The organism is Teredinibacter haidensis (assembly GCF_014211975.1).
GTDB classification, from domain to species: Bacteria; Pseudomonadota; Gammaproteobacteria; order Pseudomonadales; family Cellvibrionaceae; genus Teredinibacter; species Teredinibacter haidensis.
Genome location: NZ_CP060084.1, coordinates 2,979,002 through 2,996,442, shown reverse-complemented (window position 1 = coordinate 2,996,442; position 17,441 = coordinate 2,979,002). Strand labels below are relative to the sequence as shown.

Here is a 17,441-nt window from a genome sequence, read left to right as displayed (position 1 = left end):
GAAATCGTTATTTCTTTTGGTTCACGATTGAGCGGAGTTACTGACTAGCTTAAGTGGGAGGTACAGTTTAAGTGTGGGCGTGTTAGAAAAAGTCTTTCTAGAGCCTTCTTTTTTGAGTCGAGAAATCGTTTGTATCATGTCCAGATTTTGGTGATACCAATCCAACATCGAAAGAATGGCTTTATCGGACGATAGTCAAGCTAGAAAAAATATCGTCATCAATCCCTCCGAGATAGTTCAACTGCTTCAAATTCGATCAGTGTTAGCGTTCTAAGTTATTTCTTTGGCGTCTGGTTATTCTTCCTCCATTCTAACGCCGCCACAGGCCACCGAGCCTGGAACGTAAGAAAAAATTCATATAAATAGTGCCATCTGTCTCATTTCTGCAATGTGTTTGTAACGAGCTAACCTTAATTTACGCCCCTGCATAAGCTTCTCTGATGACGCGCCTTTTTCCTTTGAGTCGTCAAGTTTTCTGCATACAACACTTTTTTAATTGGGGATGAAACGATGAAAGTAACAGGTCTAGCAGCTTTAACTGCAGCACTGGTTGCCGTTTCCGTGAGCTCATATGGTCAGGTATTGCCAGCATCTCAGTCCAGTAGCGACTGGTACACAGATGCTCAAGCTAATATCACTGCCAAGCTTGCGCGGACACAAAGCAATAGCGCGAAGAATGTCATTTTATTTGTGGGCGATGGTATGGGCATTTCTACCCTCACCGCTGCTCGTATTCTGGAAGGTCAGCTCGCGGGTAAACCAGGTGAAGAGGGCTATTTGAGCTTTGAAACCTTTCCTTATACGGCGCTGGTTAAGACTTACAACGTTGATGCTCAGACCCCAGACTCTGCGGGCACTATGACGGCGATGATGTCGGGTCTGAAAACCGATGTTGGAGTTATCGGTGTTGACGAAGATGTTGAGCGTGGAAACTGTGAAACCGCTATCGGTAACGAAGTCGCGACCGCATTAGAAATGGCGGAGCTGAAAGGCTTGTCTACCGGTGTTTTATCTACCGCACGTATTACTCACGCCACTCCTGCCGCAACCTACGCCAAGTCTGCCGATCGTAACTGGGAAGATGTATCCGATATGCCCTCAGCCGCAGTCGATGCTGGTTGCGAAGATATCGCCTCGCAGCTGGTTAACTTCGAAGCGAATCTGGAAGCACGTTTTGAAGGTTCCGATGTTGACGGTATTGAAGTGGTGATGGGCGGTGGTCGCCGCCACTTCCTGCCAAAAGATGCAAGCGCTAACAGTGCCGATGCTGTAAGCACCGTTGAAGGGGATCGTACGGATGGCCGCAACCTAGTAACGGAATGGCAATCCCAGTACGCAAATGGCACCTACGTATTTGACCAAACAGGTTTTAACGCGATTGATGCGGCTACTACAGAGCGCGTGTTCGGCTTGTTTAACGAATCTCACATGCAGTACGAAGCCGACCGCGCAAACGATACAGCCGGTGAGCCTTCCATTGCTGAGATGACGGCTAAGGCGATCGACATTCTGGACAATAACGACAAGGGCTTTTTCCTGATGGTTGAATCTGGCCGTATCGATCACGGCCATCATGCGGGGAGTGCCTACAACGCACTGACCGACACCATCGCTTTTGCTGATGCAGTTCAGGCGGCGGTTGATGCAACTGACCCTGCTGAAACTCTGATTCTGGTCACCGCCGATCACAGTCACGTATTTACCATTGCCGGTTATCCAAAGCGCGGTAATCCCATTCTGGGTAAAGTAATTTCTGTTGGTTCAACGGAGCCAGCCTTGGCCTCCGATGGTATGCCGTACACCACGTTGGGTTACACCAATGGTAAGGGCTTTGCTAATTTAGGTGATGAGACGGATGCGGACGCCCGCTACGATTCAGCCAACGATAACGAGCGCAAAGATCTGTCAGACGTTGAGACCATGAGCTCCGGCTATCACCAGGAAGCGTTGATTCCTTTGGGTTCCGAAACTCATGCGGGTGAAGATATTACGCTGCACGCAAGTGGCCCCGGTGCGCATAAAGCACAGGGTGTCGTGGAACAAAACGTGGTATTCCACATCATTCGGGAAGCCCTTGGGCTTGGCCAGGAATAAGGGGAGATCTGTGATGAATAACCTTAAAAAAACATTATTGTGTGCCGCGGTTATAAGCTTGACTGCCTGTGGTGGTGACGATGGTAAAGACGGTGCCGCTGGTGCTGTCGGCGAAGAGGGTGTTACCGGTGACGCAGGTGTTACTGGTTCTGCGGGTCTGAACTCTTTGATCGTGCAGACGAACTTGGATGCGGGTGATAGTAACTGTCCTGGTGGCGGTATCCAGTTGGATTCAGGTTTGGACAGCAACGTCGATTCAGCTCTTGGAACCGATGAAATTACCAATACTGAATATGCCTGTCTGCCATATGCAGAAATCACTTTCGATATGATGGGTAATACTGAAAGCAACAGCTGGTACAAAGAGGGTTCTGCGAAAGCAGCGGCAGTTGAGGGCTACGCAGCAACGGCTGGCAGTGCTAAGAATGTAATCCTGTTTGTCGGTGACGGCATGGGGGTTTCCACGGTTACTGCTGCACGTATTCTGGAAGGTCAGCTGAAAGGTATGTTGGGTGAAGAAAATACCCTTAGCTTCGGCAAGTTTCCTTTTGCCGGTCTAGCCAAAACCTACAATGTCGACGCTCAAACGCCTGATTCTGCCGGTACTATGACCGCCATGATGAGTGGTGTTAAAACCGATGTAGGTGTTATTGGTGTGGACGAAGATATTGTTCGCGGTGACTGTACTACGGTTGCGGGTAACGAGTTGGTTTCAGCGTTAGAGCTGGCAGAAATTGCCGGCAAGTCTACCGGCATTATCTCAACGGCGCGTATTACTCACGCCACTCCTGCTGCGACCTACGCCAAGTCTGCCGATCGTAACTGGGAAGACGTTTCTGATATGCCTGCAGCCGCGGTTACCGCGGGTTGTGAAGATATTGCTTCTCAATTGGTGGGTTTCGAAGCGAACCTGGAAGCGCACTACACTGGTCTGGATGTCGATGGTCTGGAAGTTGTCTTAGGCGGTGGTCGTCGTCACTTCTTACCAAAAGATGTGGCTTTCAACAGCTCCGATGCGGTAAGCAGTGTTGAAGGCGATCGTACCGATGGTCGTGACCTGACTGCTGAATGGCAAGACGCCTATGCGGATGGTGTTTATGTATATGATCAAGCGGGTTTCAATGCCGTCGACGCTGCAATCACGCCACAGTTGTTCGGCTTGTTCAATGAATCTCATATGCAATATGAAGCTGATCGCGAGAATGATATCGCCGGTGAACCTTCCATTGCCGAGATGACCGAAAAAGCCATCGACATTCTCGATAACAACAGCAAGGGCTACTTCCTGATGGTAGAGTCTGGCCGTATTGACCATGCCCACCACGCGGGTAATGCATACGGTGCTTTGGCCGATACGATCGCTTTTTCCAAAGCGATCGCTAAAGCCGTCGAGATGAGCAATATGGAAGAGACGCTGATTATCGTAACTGCCGACCACAGCCACGTATTTACCATTGCCGGTTATCCCAAGCGTGGTAATCCGATTCTAGGAAAAGTCGTTAATGTTGGTAGCGAGCAGTATGCGACCGCTTCCGATGGCATGTCTTACACCACGGTTGGTTATACCAACGGTTTGGGCTTCCGCGACTACGGCGATGAGACTGATTCTGACGCCAGCTACAACGAGCCGGCCGATACAGGTCGTAAAGATCTGCTGTGGGTCGATACCGAAGCGCCTGGTTACCACCAGGAAGCGATGGTGCCTCTCGGTTCTGAAACGCATGCTGGTGAAGATGTTGGTATTTATGCTCAGGGTCCTGGCGCCTCTCTAGTAACGGGAACCAACGAGCAAAACGTCATCTTTCATGTGATGAATTACGCTGCCGATCTGGTTGGTCTCGCCGAAGCTGAGCTTGATTAAATCTTGTCTTAATAGTTGAGTCAAAGTAAAAGGGATTGGGGCCGTAGGGCCCCTTTTCTGTCATAACTGATAGTGAGAATTACTACCAGTCTAGGAGAAAAAAATGAACAAATTTTCAAAATGTGCCTTCTTATTTTTGTTTTTTAGCGGTGCAGCATCGGCTTCAGATAAGCCTGCCTGTGAAGAGAATATTGCCGTGGGTGCAACTTATCATGTAAGCCAGCAGGCCTTGGGAACAGACAAGAAAAAAGAGAAAACGATTGAGTTGTGGCGTAGTGGTAATGTGGTCGCTCACGATCATATAGATAAGGGTATTACCTTAATCTGGAATAAAACCTCTAATGGTCGTTTGCGTGTTGTACAGGCTTTCAATAGGCAGGAACGAGCAATTGAGTATGAGCCCCAATCTATGTCTAATGACAATAACTGGCTGGAAAAAACGCAGCTGTTTGATCAACAGTTACGAGACAAAATGCAGTTGGTGAAAACCGAGGGCGAGGGGTGCGAGCTACAGCAGACCTACAGCCTTAAATCCGACGATACTGAGCGCACGTTGGTATGGCTCCCGAATAAAAATCTAGCAAGCTACTACAGCGCGAAAAACAAAGAAGACCAATTAACCTGGCAGTTGGATGATGTGGTGATAGATAACAAAAGAATCCAACAAAACTTCTCAAAATGGGAGGGTTATCAGAGTACTGACTACGCTGATATTGGTGATAATGAGTCCGATCCGTTTTTACTGAAAATGATTAACCTAGGGTTTATTAGTCACGGTGCGGAAGGCTTTTACGATGCCGAAGGAAACAGTTTAGGTTCCGCTCATGGAGCTAATCACGGACACTAACGTTCCTAACGTTTGTGCCATTTACGCTGGCTATACAAGCAAACCGAAAGGGCAGGCTTTTTTACCTGCCTCGAGGTTGATATATGAATTGGTTCTTAGCGGATGCTTTTAATAGCACAAAAATCACTAAATATCACGCCTTTTTGATCTCCCTCTCTGGGAGGGTCCTTTCCACGATTGTTTCAATCAATCTCTCTGCAAGTACGATCAAAATCAACTATACATATGGGGAGTTAAAAAAAAACATATAGGTCTATTAATGAACTTCTCGTTGAAGTGGAAAATTTTATTAAGCGTCAGTCTTACCTGTGTTGCAGCCGTAGTTGTTAGCACCGTGGTGAATGTACGCTCCGGCATATCCACCCTGGAAGCCGCTATTCTTGAAGATGCTCGAACACTTGCCCAGGTATTAGGAAAGGCAAGCGAAGGAGCGATTACCTTCGAAGACGATATGACAGTCGAAGCCTCTTTGAATGCTTTGAGCGTAAGCCCTAAGATTCGAGCGGCAACGGTTTATGTTAATCGCACAGCCTTCGCCACTTATTCCTTGGGCGATGCCAGCAATTTGCTGCCAAGCTCTCCAAATACCTTGGGTGTAGAGTCGGTGGCTGATGGCGTTATTGTTACCGAAGAAATTGTTGCAGAGGGTAAGCCTGTCGGTAGTATTTCTCTCTATGTTGATTATGCCGAAGTGGACGAAACCATTCGGGATATGACGTTGAACGCCTTTTGGATTGTGGTGCTGATTAGTTTGCTGTCGGCGGGCTTGGCGTACCTGATTCAGGCGAGCGTTATCAAGCCTGTAAATGTTGTTGTGAAAGCTTTGCGCGATATCTCCGAGGGCGAAGGTGACCTAACTCAGCGCTTACCTGTTTCGGGAAGCGATGAAATTTCCGAGTTGGCTCGTTGCTTTAACGCCTTTATCGAGCGACTGAACGATATTATCAGCAACGTGATTGGCCTCGCGAAATCTGTGGACGAAGGTGCGAGCGGCCTGTCGGGAATGTCGGAGGAGAATGAGCATGCCAGTATTGCCCAGCAAACTGATATCCAGCACGTTGTGAGCGCAGTAAACGAAATGGCGAGCGCCATTCAGGAAGTTACGTTGAGCGTTTCGGAGGCGGCAGACAGTGCGGCCCAAGCCGATGGCGCCGCCATAGTTGGTAAGAATACCGTAAATGGCACGGTTACACAGATAGAGCGACTATCACAGGAGATTAAAAACTCTTCCGAAGTGATTGAGAGCCTGCGTCAGGAAACCGTAGGTATTGGTTCTGTACTGGATGTGATTCGGGGTATTGCAGAGCAAACAAACTTACTGGCACTGAATGCGGCTATTGAGGCAGCGCGTGCGGGCGAGCAGGGTCGCGGATTTGCGGTAGTGGCTGATGAAGTTCGTACGTTGGCCTCTAAAACCCAGAGTTCGACCACTGAAATTCAAGAGATGATAGAGCGTTTGCAGGACGGGGCCCAAAAAGCTGTGGATATGATGGGGGCTGGCACAACCGCGGCAGAGTCCACAGTGGCTACCGCCGGAGAAGCTTCAGTGGCACTTGAAAATATAACGTCTATAGTCAGTATGATTCGTGACCGAACGAATCAGATTGCCGCGACCTCCGAGCAGCAAAGCGCGGCGGCTCTGCAAATTGAGCAGAGTGTCAACAGTGTTTCCAGTGTCGCTAATAAAACGGCGGAGAGTTCCGGCCGTATCACGGCTAATAGCCGTGAGTTGGAACAGCGCGCTGCAGAAATGATGGAGCTGGTAGGCCGTTTTAAAATTTAATTAATCGTCGTTTGAAAGTAATAGGTTTATGATGAAAAGCAGAGTTTTAGTTTTTGATACCATTGTCAATAAAATTTTTGTCGCAATGCTGGCTAGCCTTGTGTTTGGAGTTGCGAATCAGGCCATTGCTGCCTGTGATGAGCCCGCAAAGCCGGGAGCATTGCCAGACGCAGAAACGGCGGTTTCAGCGCAGATGATCAAGGCAAAAAATGAAGTTACCGCTTACGTAAAGGGTATGGAAGCGTATCTTGCCTGTGCTTCTATATCGCGTAGGGATGAAAAGGCAAAGATCTCTGAGCTGGAAGATTATGCGGAAAACTTTAATAAAATTATTCGTGCATACAAAGCGCGTAAAAAGTAAATACCGTTAGTAGGGGGCCTGTTTATGCAGGCCCTTGTTCTATCTGTTTGCGAATTTAATCGTTTGTAATCGGATTTTTTAAGTGTCATACGAGATTAGAGCACCCACCCACTTGCTCATTACTTTAATTGGGTAAGTTTGTTGTAGCTGATCTCACTTCCAGAGCTAATATCCCCCTCCTCGCGCCAAAGAATCCTCTCCACACACGGTTCCTAGCAACAACTATCCCCCTGAAAAGATTCAATAGCGTGCGCGCGAAAGTATTGTGAGAATAGTTAAGATATTGTGCGGTGTGTAGGTATTACTCACCGGAATTGTTCGCCTGCTACTTGGCCTGGCTAGTGTTTCTATTGCTATAACACTTCGACCGTTTCGCCGCTAGCACTCTGGGCCTTGCCCGACTAAACCTCTCACTTCACCAACAATAACCACAAAGATGTACTCTGTATTGCCAGTGTTTACTTGCCCCGGTTCAGAAGCTCCGCTGTTTTGATACCCGGTAGCTGCGCGGTGGTAAGCTCCAGCGAGTTGTACATTCTTTCCCTGTCTCTACGTTTGAAGTCTTCGCGCTCACACAAATTTAGGTCGTGATCTTGTCGTCTGAATTGATATAGTTGAAAAGACACAGTAGGCTGCCCATTGTTTTGTTCTAAGACTGAGCTATTTCCTTCAAGCTGGGTATAAAACTGACGGAAATTGGTGTGGCAGCTATAGTTAATAAATGGCCAAGAGACCCCTGCCGGGGCTCTGTAGGTGTTAATACGGGTTATTCCCACATTATCCCCAGGGAGGTAATAATGACAACACGCACAAAAACGCCCAAGAAAACTGAGAAAGACGATACGTTAGAAGCCGATGCCAGTTTGCAGGCGCTAGTGCAGGTTCGGGAAATTCTGTTTGGCGAGCAGGTTCGTCAGCACGACCAGAAGCGGGCGGATCTTGAGCAACAGTTGGTGGACACTATCACTACATTGCGCGGAGATTGCGACAGGCGCTTTGCTGAAGTTGGAACGCGATTGGATACTCTGATGGGCGCGTTACAGGAAGAGTCCGAAGCAAGACAGCAGGAAAACTCTGCACTAAACAACCGCCTCGACGATATAGACGCTACGCTGGAACGGCAGAATACCGCGAATAAGGCAGCTCATGTGGATATTCTGGATCAGATGGATAGCCTTTCAATACAGATGTCGCAGAAGCTCGAAAAGGTTGAATCGGAACTAAATCGAAGCATCCAGGCCAATGTAGAAAAACTTACCGCGGACAAAGCAGATCGCACCAGTTTGGCAAGCCTGCTGAGTGGCATTGCCAGCCAGTTAAGCGATTCTAATCCGGCTGCGCCTGACCAGGCATAGAGCGTCTAATGGAAACGGTTGCTCCGAAACGAACGGAAAACGTGTTCGCCGCTTCAGGTCACGAACCAACATCTGGCGATGATCTTCAGCGCTTGCGAAGTCTGCTTCTGGGTGCGGAGCTAGGTGAGTTATTGGCACTTAAGCAGCAGCTGGAAAACCCTCATCAGTTTAGTGTTTCAGTGGCGAAGGTTATCTCTGAAGCTTTGCAAATTCGGGCTCGCCAGGACAGCTCTGTAGCCGCGGCCTTGGGCACGACTATCGAAAACGCTTTACAACGTTCTATCGGTAATAATCGAAGAGCTATTGCCCATGTGCTGTACCCGGTTATGGGGCCTGCAATTCGTAAATCTATTCGGGAATCCTTTGCGCAGCTATTTGAAAGTTTTAACCAGGCCTTGGAGCAGAGTTTCTCGCTGAAATCCCTAGGTTGGCGTATTGACGCCTGGCGCAGTGGTCGCAGTTATTCCGAGGTGGTACTTTTAAAAACCAGGCTTTACCACGTAGAGCAGGTGTTTTTAATCCACCGCGATACGGGTTTACTGCTGCACCACCTGATGTCACACGACGCCATCAGTAAAGACCCTGATATGGTGTCGGGTATGTTAACGGCGATCCAAGATTTTATCTCCGACTCCTTTAGTGTTTCGGAGGATGCTCGGCTGAGCACTATGCAGTTGGGCGATCTTACCGTTTTAGTGGAACAGGGGCCCGAAGCTGTAATTGCTAGCGTTGTTCGCGGTCATGTGACATCTGAATACCGCGGTGTGATGACCGCCTCTTTGGAAGAGTGTCACCATGTCTATGGCTATGAATTTCAGCATTATTCTGGCGTGAGCACTGCTTTAATAAGGCTGGAGGAGTTGTTGCAGCCCTGCTTGAAGTCGGTGCTTTCTCCAGGGTTTGAGAAGAAAAAAAATTCCAACTGGTTTGCGTCTATTTTTCTGATGTTAGTCGCTATTGGTTTGGTTTTTTGGGCGTACGGCAGCTACCGCAGTGCTCGCCAGTGGAACGCTATGGTTGATTTGCTATCCCACGAACCCGGAATTGAAATCCTCGAACATTCCTACGGCAAAGTTCGAGGATTAAAAGATCCGTTGGCCAGGCCTCTATCGCTAATACTGGATCCATCTCATATACACGGAAAAGGGTTTGAGTTTCAGTGGCAGAATTTTATTTCCGCTGCGCCGGAATTGATCTTAAAGCGCGCAGAAAAAGCACTGCAGCCTCCAGCCAGTGTAACGCTGTTGTTCCATAATGGCACTTTGGCTATCTCTGGTCGCGCTGATACAGCTTGGCAGCAAAAGCTCGAACGCCGTGCACCTTTATTGTTAGGTGTTGAGCAGCTGGAGACTGGTGGGCTTGTGGTTATTGATCCCGATGCGGTTAAACTGCAGGGTTTGTTGGAAGCGGTTAATGGCCTGGTGATATATTACGCCATTGGACAGGTTCACCCCACAGATGAGGACCTAGCCAATATTGATACTTTGGCGGGTCAGCTACATGAGACTCTACGTTTGAGTTCATCGAAAAATAAAGGGCTAACGGTGCGGATTACGGGCTATACTGACGCCAGTGGTGAGCCGGGATTGAATCAGGAAATTGCCAGAAATCGGGCACAAATTATTAGAGATTTACTTCTTCAGCGAGGCGTTTCACCTAACATTATCGCAGCCGAAGGTAATGTAAATACGGAGGCTGGCGAAGGGTCGCGAGAGCAAGATCAGTCTCTCCGTCGTATTGGTATAAACGCTTCTCTAAAAGAACCGTAGGGGCTTCCCTTAATGCTGAATAAACTAGATTGCTACGTAAAATGATTCAAAAAAAAATTTGTTTAATTGGAGCTTTCGCCGTTGGTAAAACCAGCCTAGTTAAACAGTTTGTTGAAAGTATTTTTGATGAGCGTTATCTCACAACGGTAGGAGTGAAGGTCGATAAAAAACAACTTGTCTGTAAGGGCGAGGATGTTACATTGATGATTTGGGATCTGGCAGGGGAAGATGAGTTTTGTAAGCTGAAAACGTCCTACCTGCGCGGTGCGTCAGGTTATATTTTGGTGGTTGACCCCACCCGGCCTAAAACATTGGAGCGAGCCCTCCGTCTACAGAAGTGTTCTGCCGAAGTTCTCGATAATGTGCCGTACGTGATAGCCTTAAATAAAGCGGATCTAAAACAGGATTGGTTGCTAAGCGACGAAGATTTTCAAAACCTGGGTGCGTTGCATAGCCCGGTTTTACATACCAGTGCTAAAACTGGTGAAGAAGTCGAAGCGTTATTTTTATCTCTTGCAGAGCAAATGATTAGTTAGCTGATATGAATTGTTTATTCGGGCCCCTTCTTAATGCTCTTAACCTTGTGGTTCTAAAGCAAGGCCTACCGGGTGAAACAGAGTTACTTACCGAAATTCCCCCCAGTATGCGCGCGTTGTTCTCCGGCAATATAGGCGAGCCCCTGAGTTATCTTCGAGAAATGCATTTTTTGGAAAACTTCTCTATCGATGCCGGTAAGCATTGGGCTAAGCGTGTCGCAGAGCCCTTGCGCTCGGGCCCCTGGATTGAAGACGGCGGTGCGGGTCGGCAGCTGGCGTTGGAAGCCTCGGCCATTTTTCTTGATGGCGAGCGCCTTCTATTAATAGAAGATTTAGGCGAGAAATATCAAAATGATGTACGTATGCTGCAGGAAGCTCGCGAGCATTTGTTGGTCGAAGAATGTTTGGAGTTGGAGGTTCAAAAACGTACCGCTCAATTAAAGCATCGTGAAGAACAGATTGCTTTTCGGTTATTAGCGGCAGCAGGTTATCGCGATGAAGAGACCGGTGCGCATATTCGTCGCATAGGATTGTACTCTGCGGTCATTGCCGAGGCGTTGGGCTGGAGTCGTGAGATGGTCGATCAGATTCGTATGGCCGCACCCATGCATGATATTGGAAAAATTGGTATTCCCGATGCAGTATTACAGAAACCTGGTCGTCTGACAGCGGAAGAATTTGAGGTGATGAAAACCCATGCGGCTATCGGTGCACAAATGCTTTCCGGTACCAATATTCCGATGATGAATATGGCCGCGGAGATTGCACGCTGCCATCATGAACGATGGGATGGAGCAGGCTACCCGGAGGGTCTGAAAGCAAGCGACATTCCCGAGGGCGCACGTATTACAACTATTGCCGATGTATATGATGCGCTAAGTCACGAGCGTGTATACAAAGCTGCGTATGATGAGTCGACAACACTTACCATTATGAGTGAAATGGCTGGCCACCATATAGATCCAGATATTTATAAGGTTTTTTTGGGTTTACTTCCTGAAATTCGCCGTATAAAAAACGAGGTCACGGACTAAGTATACCGCTAGCACCCCACTTGTTTAATAGCTTACCACGCGCCGCGATAGCCTCAACTCCCACCGCCACGCATCTATCCCGTATCAATTGTATATTACGTAAATTCAGGTTGTAGAACACGCAAGGGCTTTCTCTGTGGGCCTTCAAGCGCAGAGCGTGTGCTGCTTGCCCTGATGGGGGCGCAGAGTGTCCGTGTGCAACGAATGTGGACCCTTTTGACGGAGTATGTGCCCTTGGGCCTGGGTTTTAGAATTTGAGTGAGGTTAAGCGGTACTCGATAAAAGAGTCTTATCTTAATGGTCACCCGTGATTGAATAGAATCACATAGCGATATGAGCTGCACTAAGATAGGTTGAGATTTTTTTGGTTTAATCAAAAACCGGAATTTTGAATCACCAAAAGGGGTAATATGCGCCAACCGGCTGTTGGTGCTTTGGTCCAATCTATAAGGGGTGCATGGTGATATCAGCATATAATCGCATTGTTTTAAATGCCATAATTGACACGAAATTACTCTAGAATCATAGGTTTAGCTCATTATGCAACGTCCCGATTTTTCTTCAAATATGAGGGTGGCCCTAGTCGCGGCCGCAATTACTCTTCTTACTGCCTGTGGTGGCGGAAGTTCTTCTGGTAGCTCTTCTTCATCTTCTTCCTCTTCGTTATCTGAAAGTAGTTCCAGTAGCAGCGCAATATCGTCCTCAAGCTCGTCTTCGAGCAGCTCTTCTTCATCACAAAGCTCTGTTGTCAGCAGTTCATCCAGCTCAACGTCTTCTAGCTCGTCTATGGCTGCCAGTGGTGTTCCTGCTATTACCGTAAGTGGTAGTCAGGTGTTATTTGGTGGGGTTGAAACCAGCATTGCGGGGCCAAGCTTATTTTGGGCGAATAATGGTTGGGGTGGCGAAGACTACTACACCGCAGACGTTGTTACCTGGGTTAAACAGGACTGGAATGCAAAACTGATCCGTGCGGCCATGGGTGTGAATGAAAGTGGGGGTTACATCTCCGACCCAACGAAGAACAAGAACAAAGTAAAGACCGTTGTTGATGCGGCAATCGCCAACGATATGTATGTGATTATCGATTGGCACAGCCATCACGCGGAAGAGTACCAGACAGAAGCGATTGATTTCTTTACTGAGATGGCTCAGATCTACGGAAACCATAACAATGTTATTTACGAAATTTATAATGAGCCAGACAACAAATTCGCTAACGGTAGCGATTCGGGTAATACGTCGTGGAGTGACATTAAAGTGTACGCTGAAGACGTGATCGCTGCGATCCGCGCAGTCGACCCCGATAATCTGATTATTGTGGGCACGCCCGTCTGGTCCCAGCAGGTGGATACAGCATCTAACGACCCTATTACGAGCCAAATCAATATTGCGTATACCCTGCATTTTTATGCGGGAACACATACCGGTTGGCTGCGCGATAAAGCGACAACGGCGATGAACAACGGTATTGCATTATTTGTAACCGAGTGGGGCAGTGTAAGCGCCAATGGTGATGGCGCCGTTGCGACAGCGGAAACAGAAGCTTGGATGACCTTTTTAAAGGATAACAATATCAGTCACGCCAACTGGGCGTTAAATGATAAGAACGAAAGTGCCTCGGTACTCAAGCCAGGTAGCAGTGTTTCTGGCGGTTGGTCCGATAGCGATTTAACCGAGTCGGGCCTTCTGGTGAAGGGCATTGTTAAGAACTGGTAAGGTTGACGTTTGAATGACACTTAGCGGTTAATTCTCACTAAACCGTGTTATTAAGAACAAAAGAGGGAGCCTTGCCAATGTTTACACTAGGTGGCAAGGCTCCCTTTTTGTTTGCTTACCCAGTATTATGCCTTCTTGCTACTACCGCTCAACTATTTGTACGTTCACGCGTTAAAGCGCTGCCGTAGCCTCTAATTAGGCGATTGCCGAGAGGGGTGTGTTGGGGAGTGGGAGCTTTGTGACTTCTATCTTGTGTGAAAACATTTAGAGTGGTGTTTTGTAACCTCTAGTGAGTAGCGTTCACTAGGTGTGTTATCGTTGAATGATTATTTAAAAATTGTCGTGTTAAAAAGTGATAAGGGAAGCAGCTATGAAATATCTATATCGTCTTTTGTGTGCGTTGTCGGTGGTTTCGATTTCGTGCACTTATGCAGAAGAAAATATTCAATTTAAATCAACACCACTTTCGCCTGGAATGGTTCTATTAGAAGGTGTAGGTGGTTTTGCCGGTGGTAATATTCTACTCTCGATTGGAAAAGATGGTGTCTTTATGATTGATGACAGCATGCCACCGCTGTTAGACACCCTGAATAAAAAAATTGAAGAAGTTGCCGGTAAACCAATTGATTTTTTAATCAATACGCATGTGCATGCTGACCATACTGGAAATAATGTCGCTTTTGCCGAACAGGGGGCGCATATTATTGCGCATGAAAACCTGCGAGCGAATTTATTGGAAAAGGGTGTGCCTGGCAAGAACGGCCTGGAAAAGGCTCCCAAGGGGGCTCTTCCTGTAATCACTTTTTCCCAGCATTTAGCCTTGCACTTTAATGATGTTGATGCACATTTGGTGTACTTGGGTAGGGCGCATACAAACGGGGATACTGTTGTTCATTTTACTGGTGCCAATATTATCCACGCGGGTGATGTGTTGTTTAATGGGATGTTTCCGTATATCGATCTCGGCAATGGTGGGTCAACAGAGGGCTATATAGCCGCGCAAAAAATGGTTTATGATATGGCCGATGATAAGACCAAAATTATTGCCGGTCATGGCCCGTTGGCGAACAAGTCCGATCTGAAAGCGTCAATTGAGATGCTTGAAGACGCGAGAAAACGCGTTCAAGTCTTAATTGATAAGGGGCTTAGCGAAGACGAGATTGTCGCGAAAAACCCGCTGGAAAAATATCACGAAAAATGGAATTGGTCTTTTATCAGCACAGAGAAAATGACGCGTACTTTTTACAAGGGCTTAACGTCTTCGGTTAAGCTGGAAAAAGTAGAAAAGGTGCATTATCACTAGATAGTCTTCTAGGGATTTCCTGTGCTTCTAGCCCACTACTAATGGTTGTTTAGACTTCTAGCAGTGGGTGGTTGACGTTTTTTTGTACTACGCTTAAAGGCACCAATTTTAATAGAGTTGTGCAATGGCTAAGCCTATCTCTTTGCTGCGGCTGGCGCGTTTGTTGTTCTGTTGTATCGTATGTGTGCCTGGCGCTCTAGCTCAAATTCAAGTAAACATTGTTTCCCGCGGGGACGCCAATGCCGGATACGCTATTGGTGCGCTCAAGCTGGCGCTTGCTAACAGCGACAAAAAATATACATTCAATATTTCGGAAGGCCTGTATACCGGCGAAAGGCAAAAGCAAAGCCTTATTGATGGTGCGGTCGATGTTATGTGGACGGCAACCAACAGGGATATAGAGTCTGCAGTCATTCCCATTCGGATACCGCTTTATAAGGGCTTGCTGGGCTTTCGTGTTTTAATCGTACACAAGGATAACGCTAATCTGTTTAGCCGCGTAAAGGATAGGAACCGTTTGCTCGAATTTAAATATGGCCAGGGGCGAGATTGGAGCGATACCGAAATTATGGAAGCAAACGGTATGACGGTGGTGAAATCCAATAAATATGAAGGCCTCTTCCATATGGCCGATGGTAAACGCTTTGATGCCTTCCCTCGAGGCATTCATGAGCCTTGGGGAGAGATAGCCGCTCGCCCCGAGCTAAGTTTAACCGTTGATAAATCTCTAATGCTTGTTTACCGCATGCCTTTCTATTTGTTTGTGACGCCCACAAAACCAGAGCTTGCCGACGATATTGAGCGCGGCATGATGCGGGCCGTGGAGGATGGCAGTTTAGATCATTATTTTTATACCAGCCCGGTGGTGAAAATGGTTATCGAGAAAGTGGATTTACGCTCGCTTAAAGTATTTGAGTTGGTAAATCCTGGTTTGCCGAGTAAAACGCCCGTCGAAGATAAGAGGCTGTGGATAGATCTTGACGAGCTTAAGCAGCATTCCTTGCAGTAGATTCGTTTATGGCTTAGCTGCTCTCGTCTGGCTTGCGGGTGAACGATAACGAAAAGTCTAAAAAAAATCTCTCAGCACATTGCGTGCTGGGAGATTTTTTTGTTTCGTAGAACGACTTGCTTAGCTCTATTTATGATTACTTTGTTTTAACGCTTTTCAGGCAGATTTCCATTTCATGTTGAGCCTTTTCGCCATCGGCCCAATGCCAGGCCCAGCCTCCTGCATACCCCAGGTCTTGCAAGCGGCTGCAGAGCTGGCTCACTTCCAGAGGGTCGTCCAATACGTCCAGTGGGTGGGGGTGAAATTCGCCAATAACGATAGGTTTATCAACTTGCCAGTAGGATGCATGATGGTGAAAAGGTGACCATGCGCCGTCTTTGCTTTCGTTGTTGTAATAGTGTGGCTCGTAGAAATCCAATACTGCCAGAGCGTCGCCATCAGCGGCGGCGATCATACGGTCATCCTGGTACCAGTTATAGCCGCCGGCAACATCACTGTTGTACTTGCCCATGGATTTCGAGCCGGTTGTAACCAGTGCATTCTCGTTGTTTTGTAGTGCAATACGGTGAATGGCTGCCGCCATTTTCGCCTGGGTGCGCTGTAGTTGTTCCATTGTGGGAAAGGGGCCTCTAAACGGCACTTTGCATTCGACATAGCTCGATTTTTTTGTGTTCTCATCCCAATGCCAAAACCCAGTAGACTGCTCTGGAAGCCATTGCTCGGTCATATTTTCTGGCTCATTAAAGAGTTCCCAGGCGATTAAACGAGGGTGCTTGTTCAGTTCGCTAACCAGCGGCGTTAGAACCTTATCGATATAAGATTGTAAAACCTCATCGTTATTCAGTAGTGTGGCATTGGCTGCGTTCGGAGGGGTGCGGTGGTCGTTGCATTTGAGCATATCGAATGACCATAGCGAGGGAACAAGGTAAACACCGTACTCATCCGCAATATCCAAACCCTTTCTCAAGTCTTCGATAAAGCTGCCACCCGGGCCTGTAACCAGCCGCTTTCCGTCTACATCGCCCCACTCGGGCGTCATACTGCCATCGGTATGTACCCACCAACGCAGAGTATTGCCGCCGTCCGCCACTAACTTTTCAAGTGCCTTTCGCAGCTCTTTCTCGTGTACGCCCTGGCCAAAATCCCACGCGAAATCGATCCAAGCAAGGTTGAAACCACTCAGGTAAAGTTGCTCCCCATTATAGGTAATAGCGTTGAGTGGAGCGGGAGTTGGCGCGGATTCAACTTGCCTTTGTGGGCCACAGGCTGTGAGGGTGAGAAGGGCGGTAAGGGTGAGAAGGCTAGTGAGTTTGTGGTTCACAGATAATCCTTTGGTCGGGCCGTTTTGGCCGGTTAGATTGTATGGTTAATGCGAAGTGCCGTGCATGCACTTACTCCAGGGCTTGATTATAGCGTGATTAGGTATTCACTTAAACGAGTGCGGTGCTAAGTAGGTTCAGTCCAATTGTCGATAAGTATGTGATCGGTGTGTGTTGATTTAGCGCATATACGCAAGTATTTTTGCGGTTTTTTATAAAAAAGTGGGTGGATATTTGTTTGTGGTATTAGGCGTTAGCGCAGTTTTGGCCCGTCATTTAGGATGGCAATACGCAGATAATTTATTCCAATCATTTTAATCTGCGCGGCTAAAAACCGTAATTATACTGAGAACGAAACGTAGAATATTTTTGGTTCTTGGTATTTAATGGGGTTATCTGCTTTTGCAATTGGAGCCTGCCGGTAATAAAGACATAATTAACTCCATATCATTAA

The 17,441-nt window shown here is 47.5% G+C and carries 13 protein-coding genes; 12 read left to right on the top strand and 1 reads right to left on the bottom strand.

Translation table 11 applies throughout. The features are described 5' to 3' along the window. Window positions 1–510: 510 nt before the first annotated feature. The 12 genes from H5715_RS11905 to H5715_RS11850 all read left to right on the top strand — a co-directional run bounded on the left by H5715_RS11905 (window position 511) and on the right by H5715_RS11850 (window position 15,668). Window positions 511–2,094: an alkaline phosphatase gene (locus H5715_RS11905; RefSeq protein ID WP_075187753.1), complete on the top strand. Its 1,584-nt coding sequence runs from the start codon at window positions 511–513 to the stop codon at window positions 2,092–2,094. Window positions 2,095–2,107: 13 nt separating this feature from the next. Continuing rightward, complete coding sequence (locus H5715_RS11900; protein ID WP_075187752.1) at window positions 2,108–3,955, top strand: alkaline phosphatase; 1,848 nt, start codon at window positions 2,108–2,110, stop codon at window positions 3,953–3,955. Window positions 3,956–4,058: 103 nt separating this feature from the next. Then, complete coding sequence (locus H5715_RS11895; protein ID WP_075187751.1) at window positions 4,059–4,802, top strand: hypothetical protein; 744 nt, start codon at window positions 4,059–4,061, stop codon at window positions 4,800–4,802. A gap of 259 nt (window positions 4,803–5,061) precedes the next feature. After that, the gene (locus H5715_RS11890) at window positions 5,062–6,585 is read left to right on the top strand and encodes a methyl-accepting chemotaxis protein (RefSeq protein WP_075187750.1); all 1,524 of its coding nucleotides are present in this window, start codon (window positions 5,062–5,064) and stop codon (window positions 6,583–6,585) included. Window positions 6,586–6,613: 28 nt separating this feature from the next. Continuing rightward, window positions 6,614–6,946: a hypothetical protein gene (locus H5715_RS11885; RefSeq protein WP_246434528.1), complete on the top strand. Its 333-nt coding sequence runs from the start codon at window positions 6,614–6,616 to the stop codon at window positions 6,944–6,946. A gap of 797 nt (window positions 6,947–7,743) precedes the next feature. Beyond that, window positions 7,744–8,301 carry a hypothetical protein gene (locus H5715_RS11880; protein WP_075187748.1) on the top strand — a complete coding sequence of 186 codons (558 nt, stop codon included), beginning with the start codon at window positions 7,744–7,746 and terminating at the stop codon, window positions 8,299–8,301. A gap of 8 nt (window positions 8,302–8,309) precedes the next feature. After that, window positions 8,310–10,070, top strand: a complete 1,761-nt coding sequence (locus H5715_RS11875) for an OmpA family protein (RefSeq protein ID WP_075187747.1) — start codon at window positions 8,310–8,312, stop codon at window positions 10,068–10,070. A 41-nt stretch (window positions 10,071–10,111) separates the two neighbouring features. Then, window positions 10,112–10,606 (top strand): Rab family GTPase, encoded by a 495-nt coding sequence (locus H5715_RS11870; protein WP_075187746.1) that lies wholly within the window; start codon window positions 10,112–10,114, stop codon window positions 10,604–10,606. Between the two features lie 5 nt (window positions 10,607–10,611). Next, the gene (locus H5715_RS11865; protein WP_075187745.1) at window positions 10,612–11,640 is read left to right on the top strand and encodes an HD-GYP domain-containing protein; all 1,029 of its coding nucleotides are present in this window, start codon (window positions 10,612–10,614) and stop codon (window positions 11,638–11,640) included. 540 nt (window positions 11,641–12,180) lie between these two features. Then, a complete protein-coding gene (locus H5715_RS11860) occupies window positions 12,181–13,356 on the top strand; it encodes a glycoside hydrolase family 5 protein (RefSeq protein WP_246434526.1) in 1,176 nt (391 codons plus the stop codon). 370 nt (window positions 13,357–13,726) lie between these two features. Continuing rightward, entirely contained in the window at window positions 13,727–14,659 is a 933-nt protein-coding gene (locus H5715_RS11855; protein WP_075187743.1) for an MBL fold metallo-hydrolase, read from the top strand. Window positions 14,660–14,783: 124 nt separating this feature from the next. Next, window positions 14,784–15,668, top strand: coding sequence for a hypothetical protein (locus H5715_RS11850; RefSeq protein ID WP_083608233.1), 885 nt, complete (start codon window positions 14,784–14,786; stop codon window positions 15,666–15,668). Window positions 15,669–15,804: 136 nt separating this feature from the next. On the opposite strand, the gene H5715_RS11845 is transcribed toward H5715_RS11850, so the two are convergent. Next, entirely contained in the window at window positions 15,805–16,989 is a 1,185-nt protein-coding gene (locus tag H5715_RS11845; RefSeq protein WP_075187742.1) for a cellulase family glycosylhydrolase, read from the bottom strand. Window positions 16,990–17,441 lie beyond the last annotated feature (452 nt).

Bases quoted from the DNA above. Each gene is read 5' to 3' on its own strand.
- H5715_RS11890 (WP_075187750.1), top strand. From the start codon at position 5,062: ATGAACTTCTCGTTGAAGTGGAAAATTTTATTAAGCGTCAGTCTTACC.
- H5715_RS11865 (WP_075187745.1), top strand. From the start codon at position 10,612: ATGAATTGTTTATTCGGGCCCCTTCTTAATGCTCTTAACCTTGTGGTT.
- H5715_RS11875 (WP_075187747.1), top strand. From the start codon at position 8,310: ATGGAAACGGTTGCTCCGAAACGAACGGAAAACGTGTTCGCCGCTTCA.
- H5715_RS11885 (WP_246434528.1), top strand. From the start codon at position 6,614: ATGATGAAAAGCAGAGTTTTAGTTTTTGATACCATTGTCAATAAAATT.
- H5715_RS11855 (WP_075187743.1), top strand. From the start codon at position 13,727: ATGAAATATCTATATCGTCTTTTGTGTGCGTTGTCGGTGGTTTCGATT.
- H5715_RS11895 (WP_075187751.1), top strand. From the start codon at position 4,059: ATGAACAAATTTTCAAAATGTGCCTTCTTATTTTTGTTTTTTAGCGGT.
- H5715_RS11870 (WP_075187746.1), top strand. From the start codon at position 10,112: ATGATTCAAAAAAAAATTTGTTTAATTGGAGCTTTCGCCGTTGGTAAA.
- H5715_RS11905 (WP_075187753.1), top strand. From the start codon at position 511: ATGAAAGTAACAGGTCTAGCAGCTTTAACTGCAGCACTGGTTGCCGTT.
- H5715_RS11880 (WP_075187748.1), top strand. From the start codon at position 7,744: ATGACAACACGCACAAAAACGCCCAAGAAAACTGAGAAAGACGATACG.
- H5715_RS11900 (WP_075187752.1), top strand. From the start codon at position 2,108: ATGAATAACCTTAAAAAAACATTATTGTGTGCCGCGGTTATAAGCTTG.
- H5715_RS11850 (WP_083608233.1), top strand. From the start codon at position 14,784: ATGGCTAAGCCTATCTCTTTGCTGCGGCTGGCGCGTTTGTTGTTCTGT.
- H5715_RS11860 (WP_246434526.1), top strand. From the start codon at position 12,181: ATGCAACGTCCCGATTTTTCTTCAAATATGAGGGTGGCCCTAGTCGCG.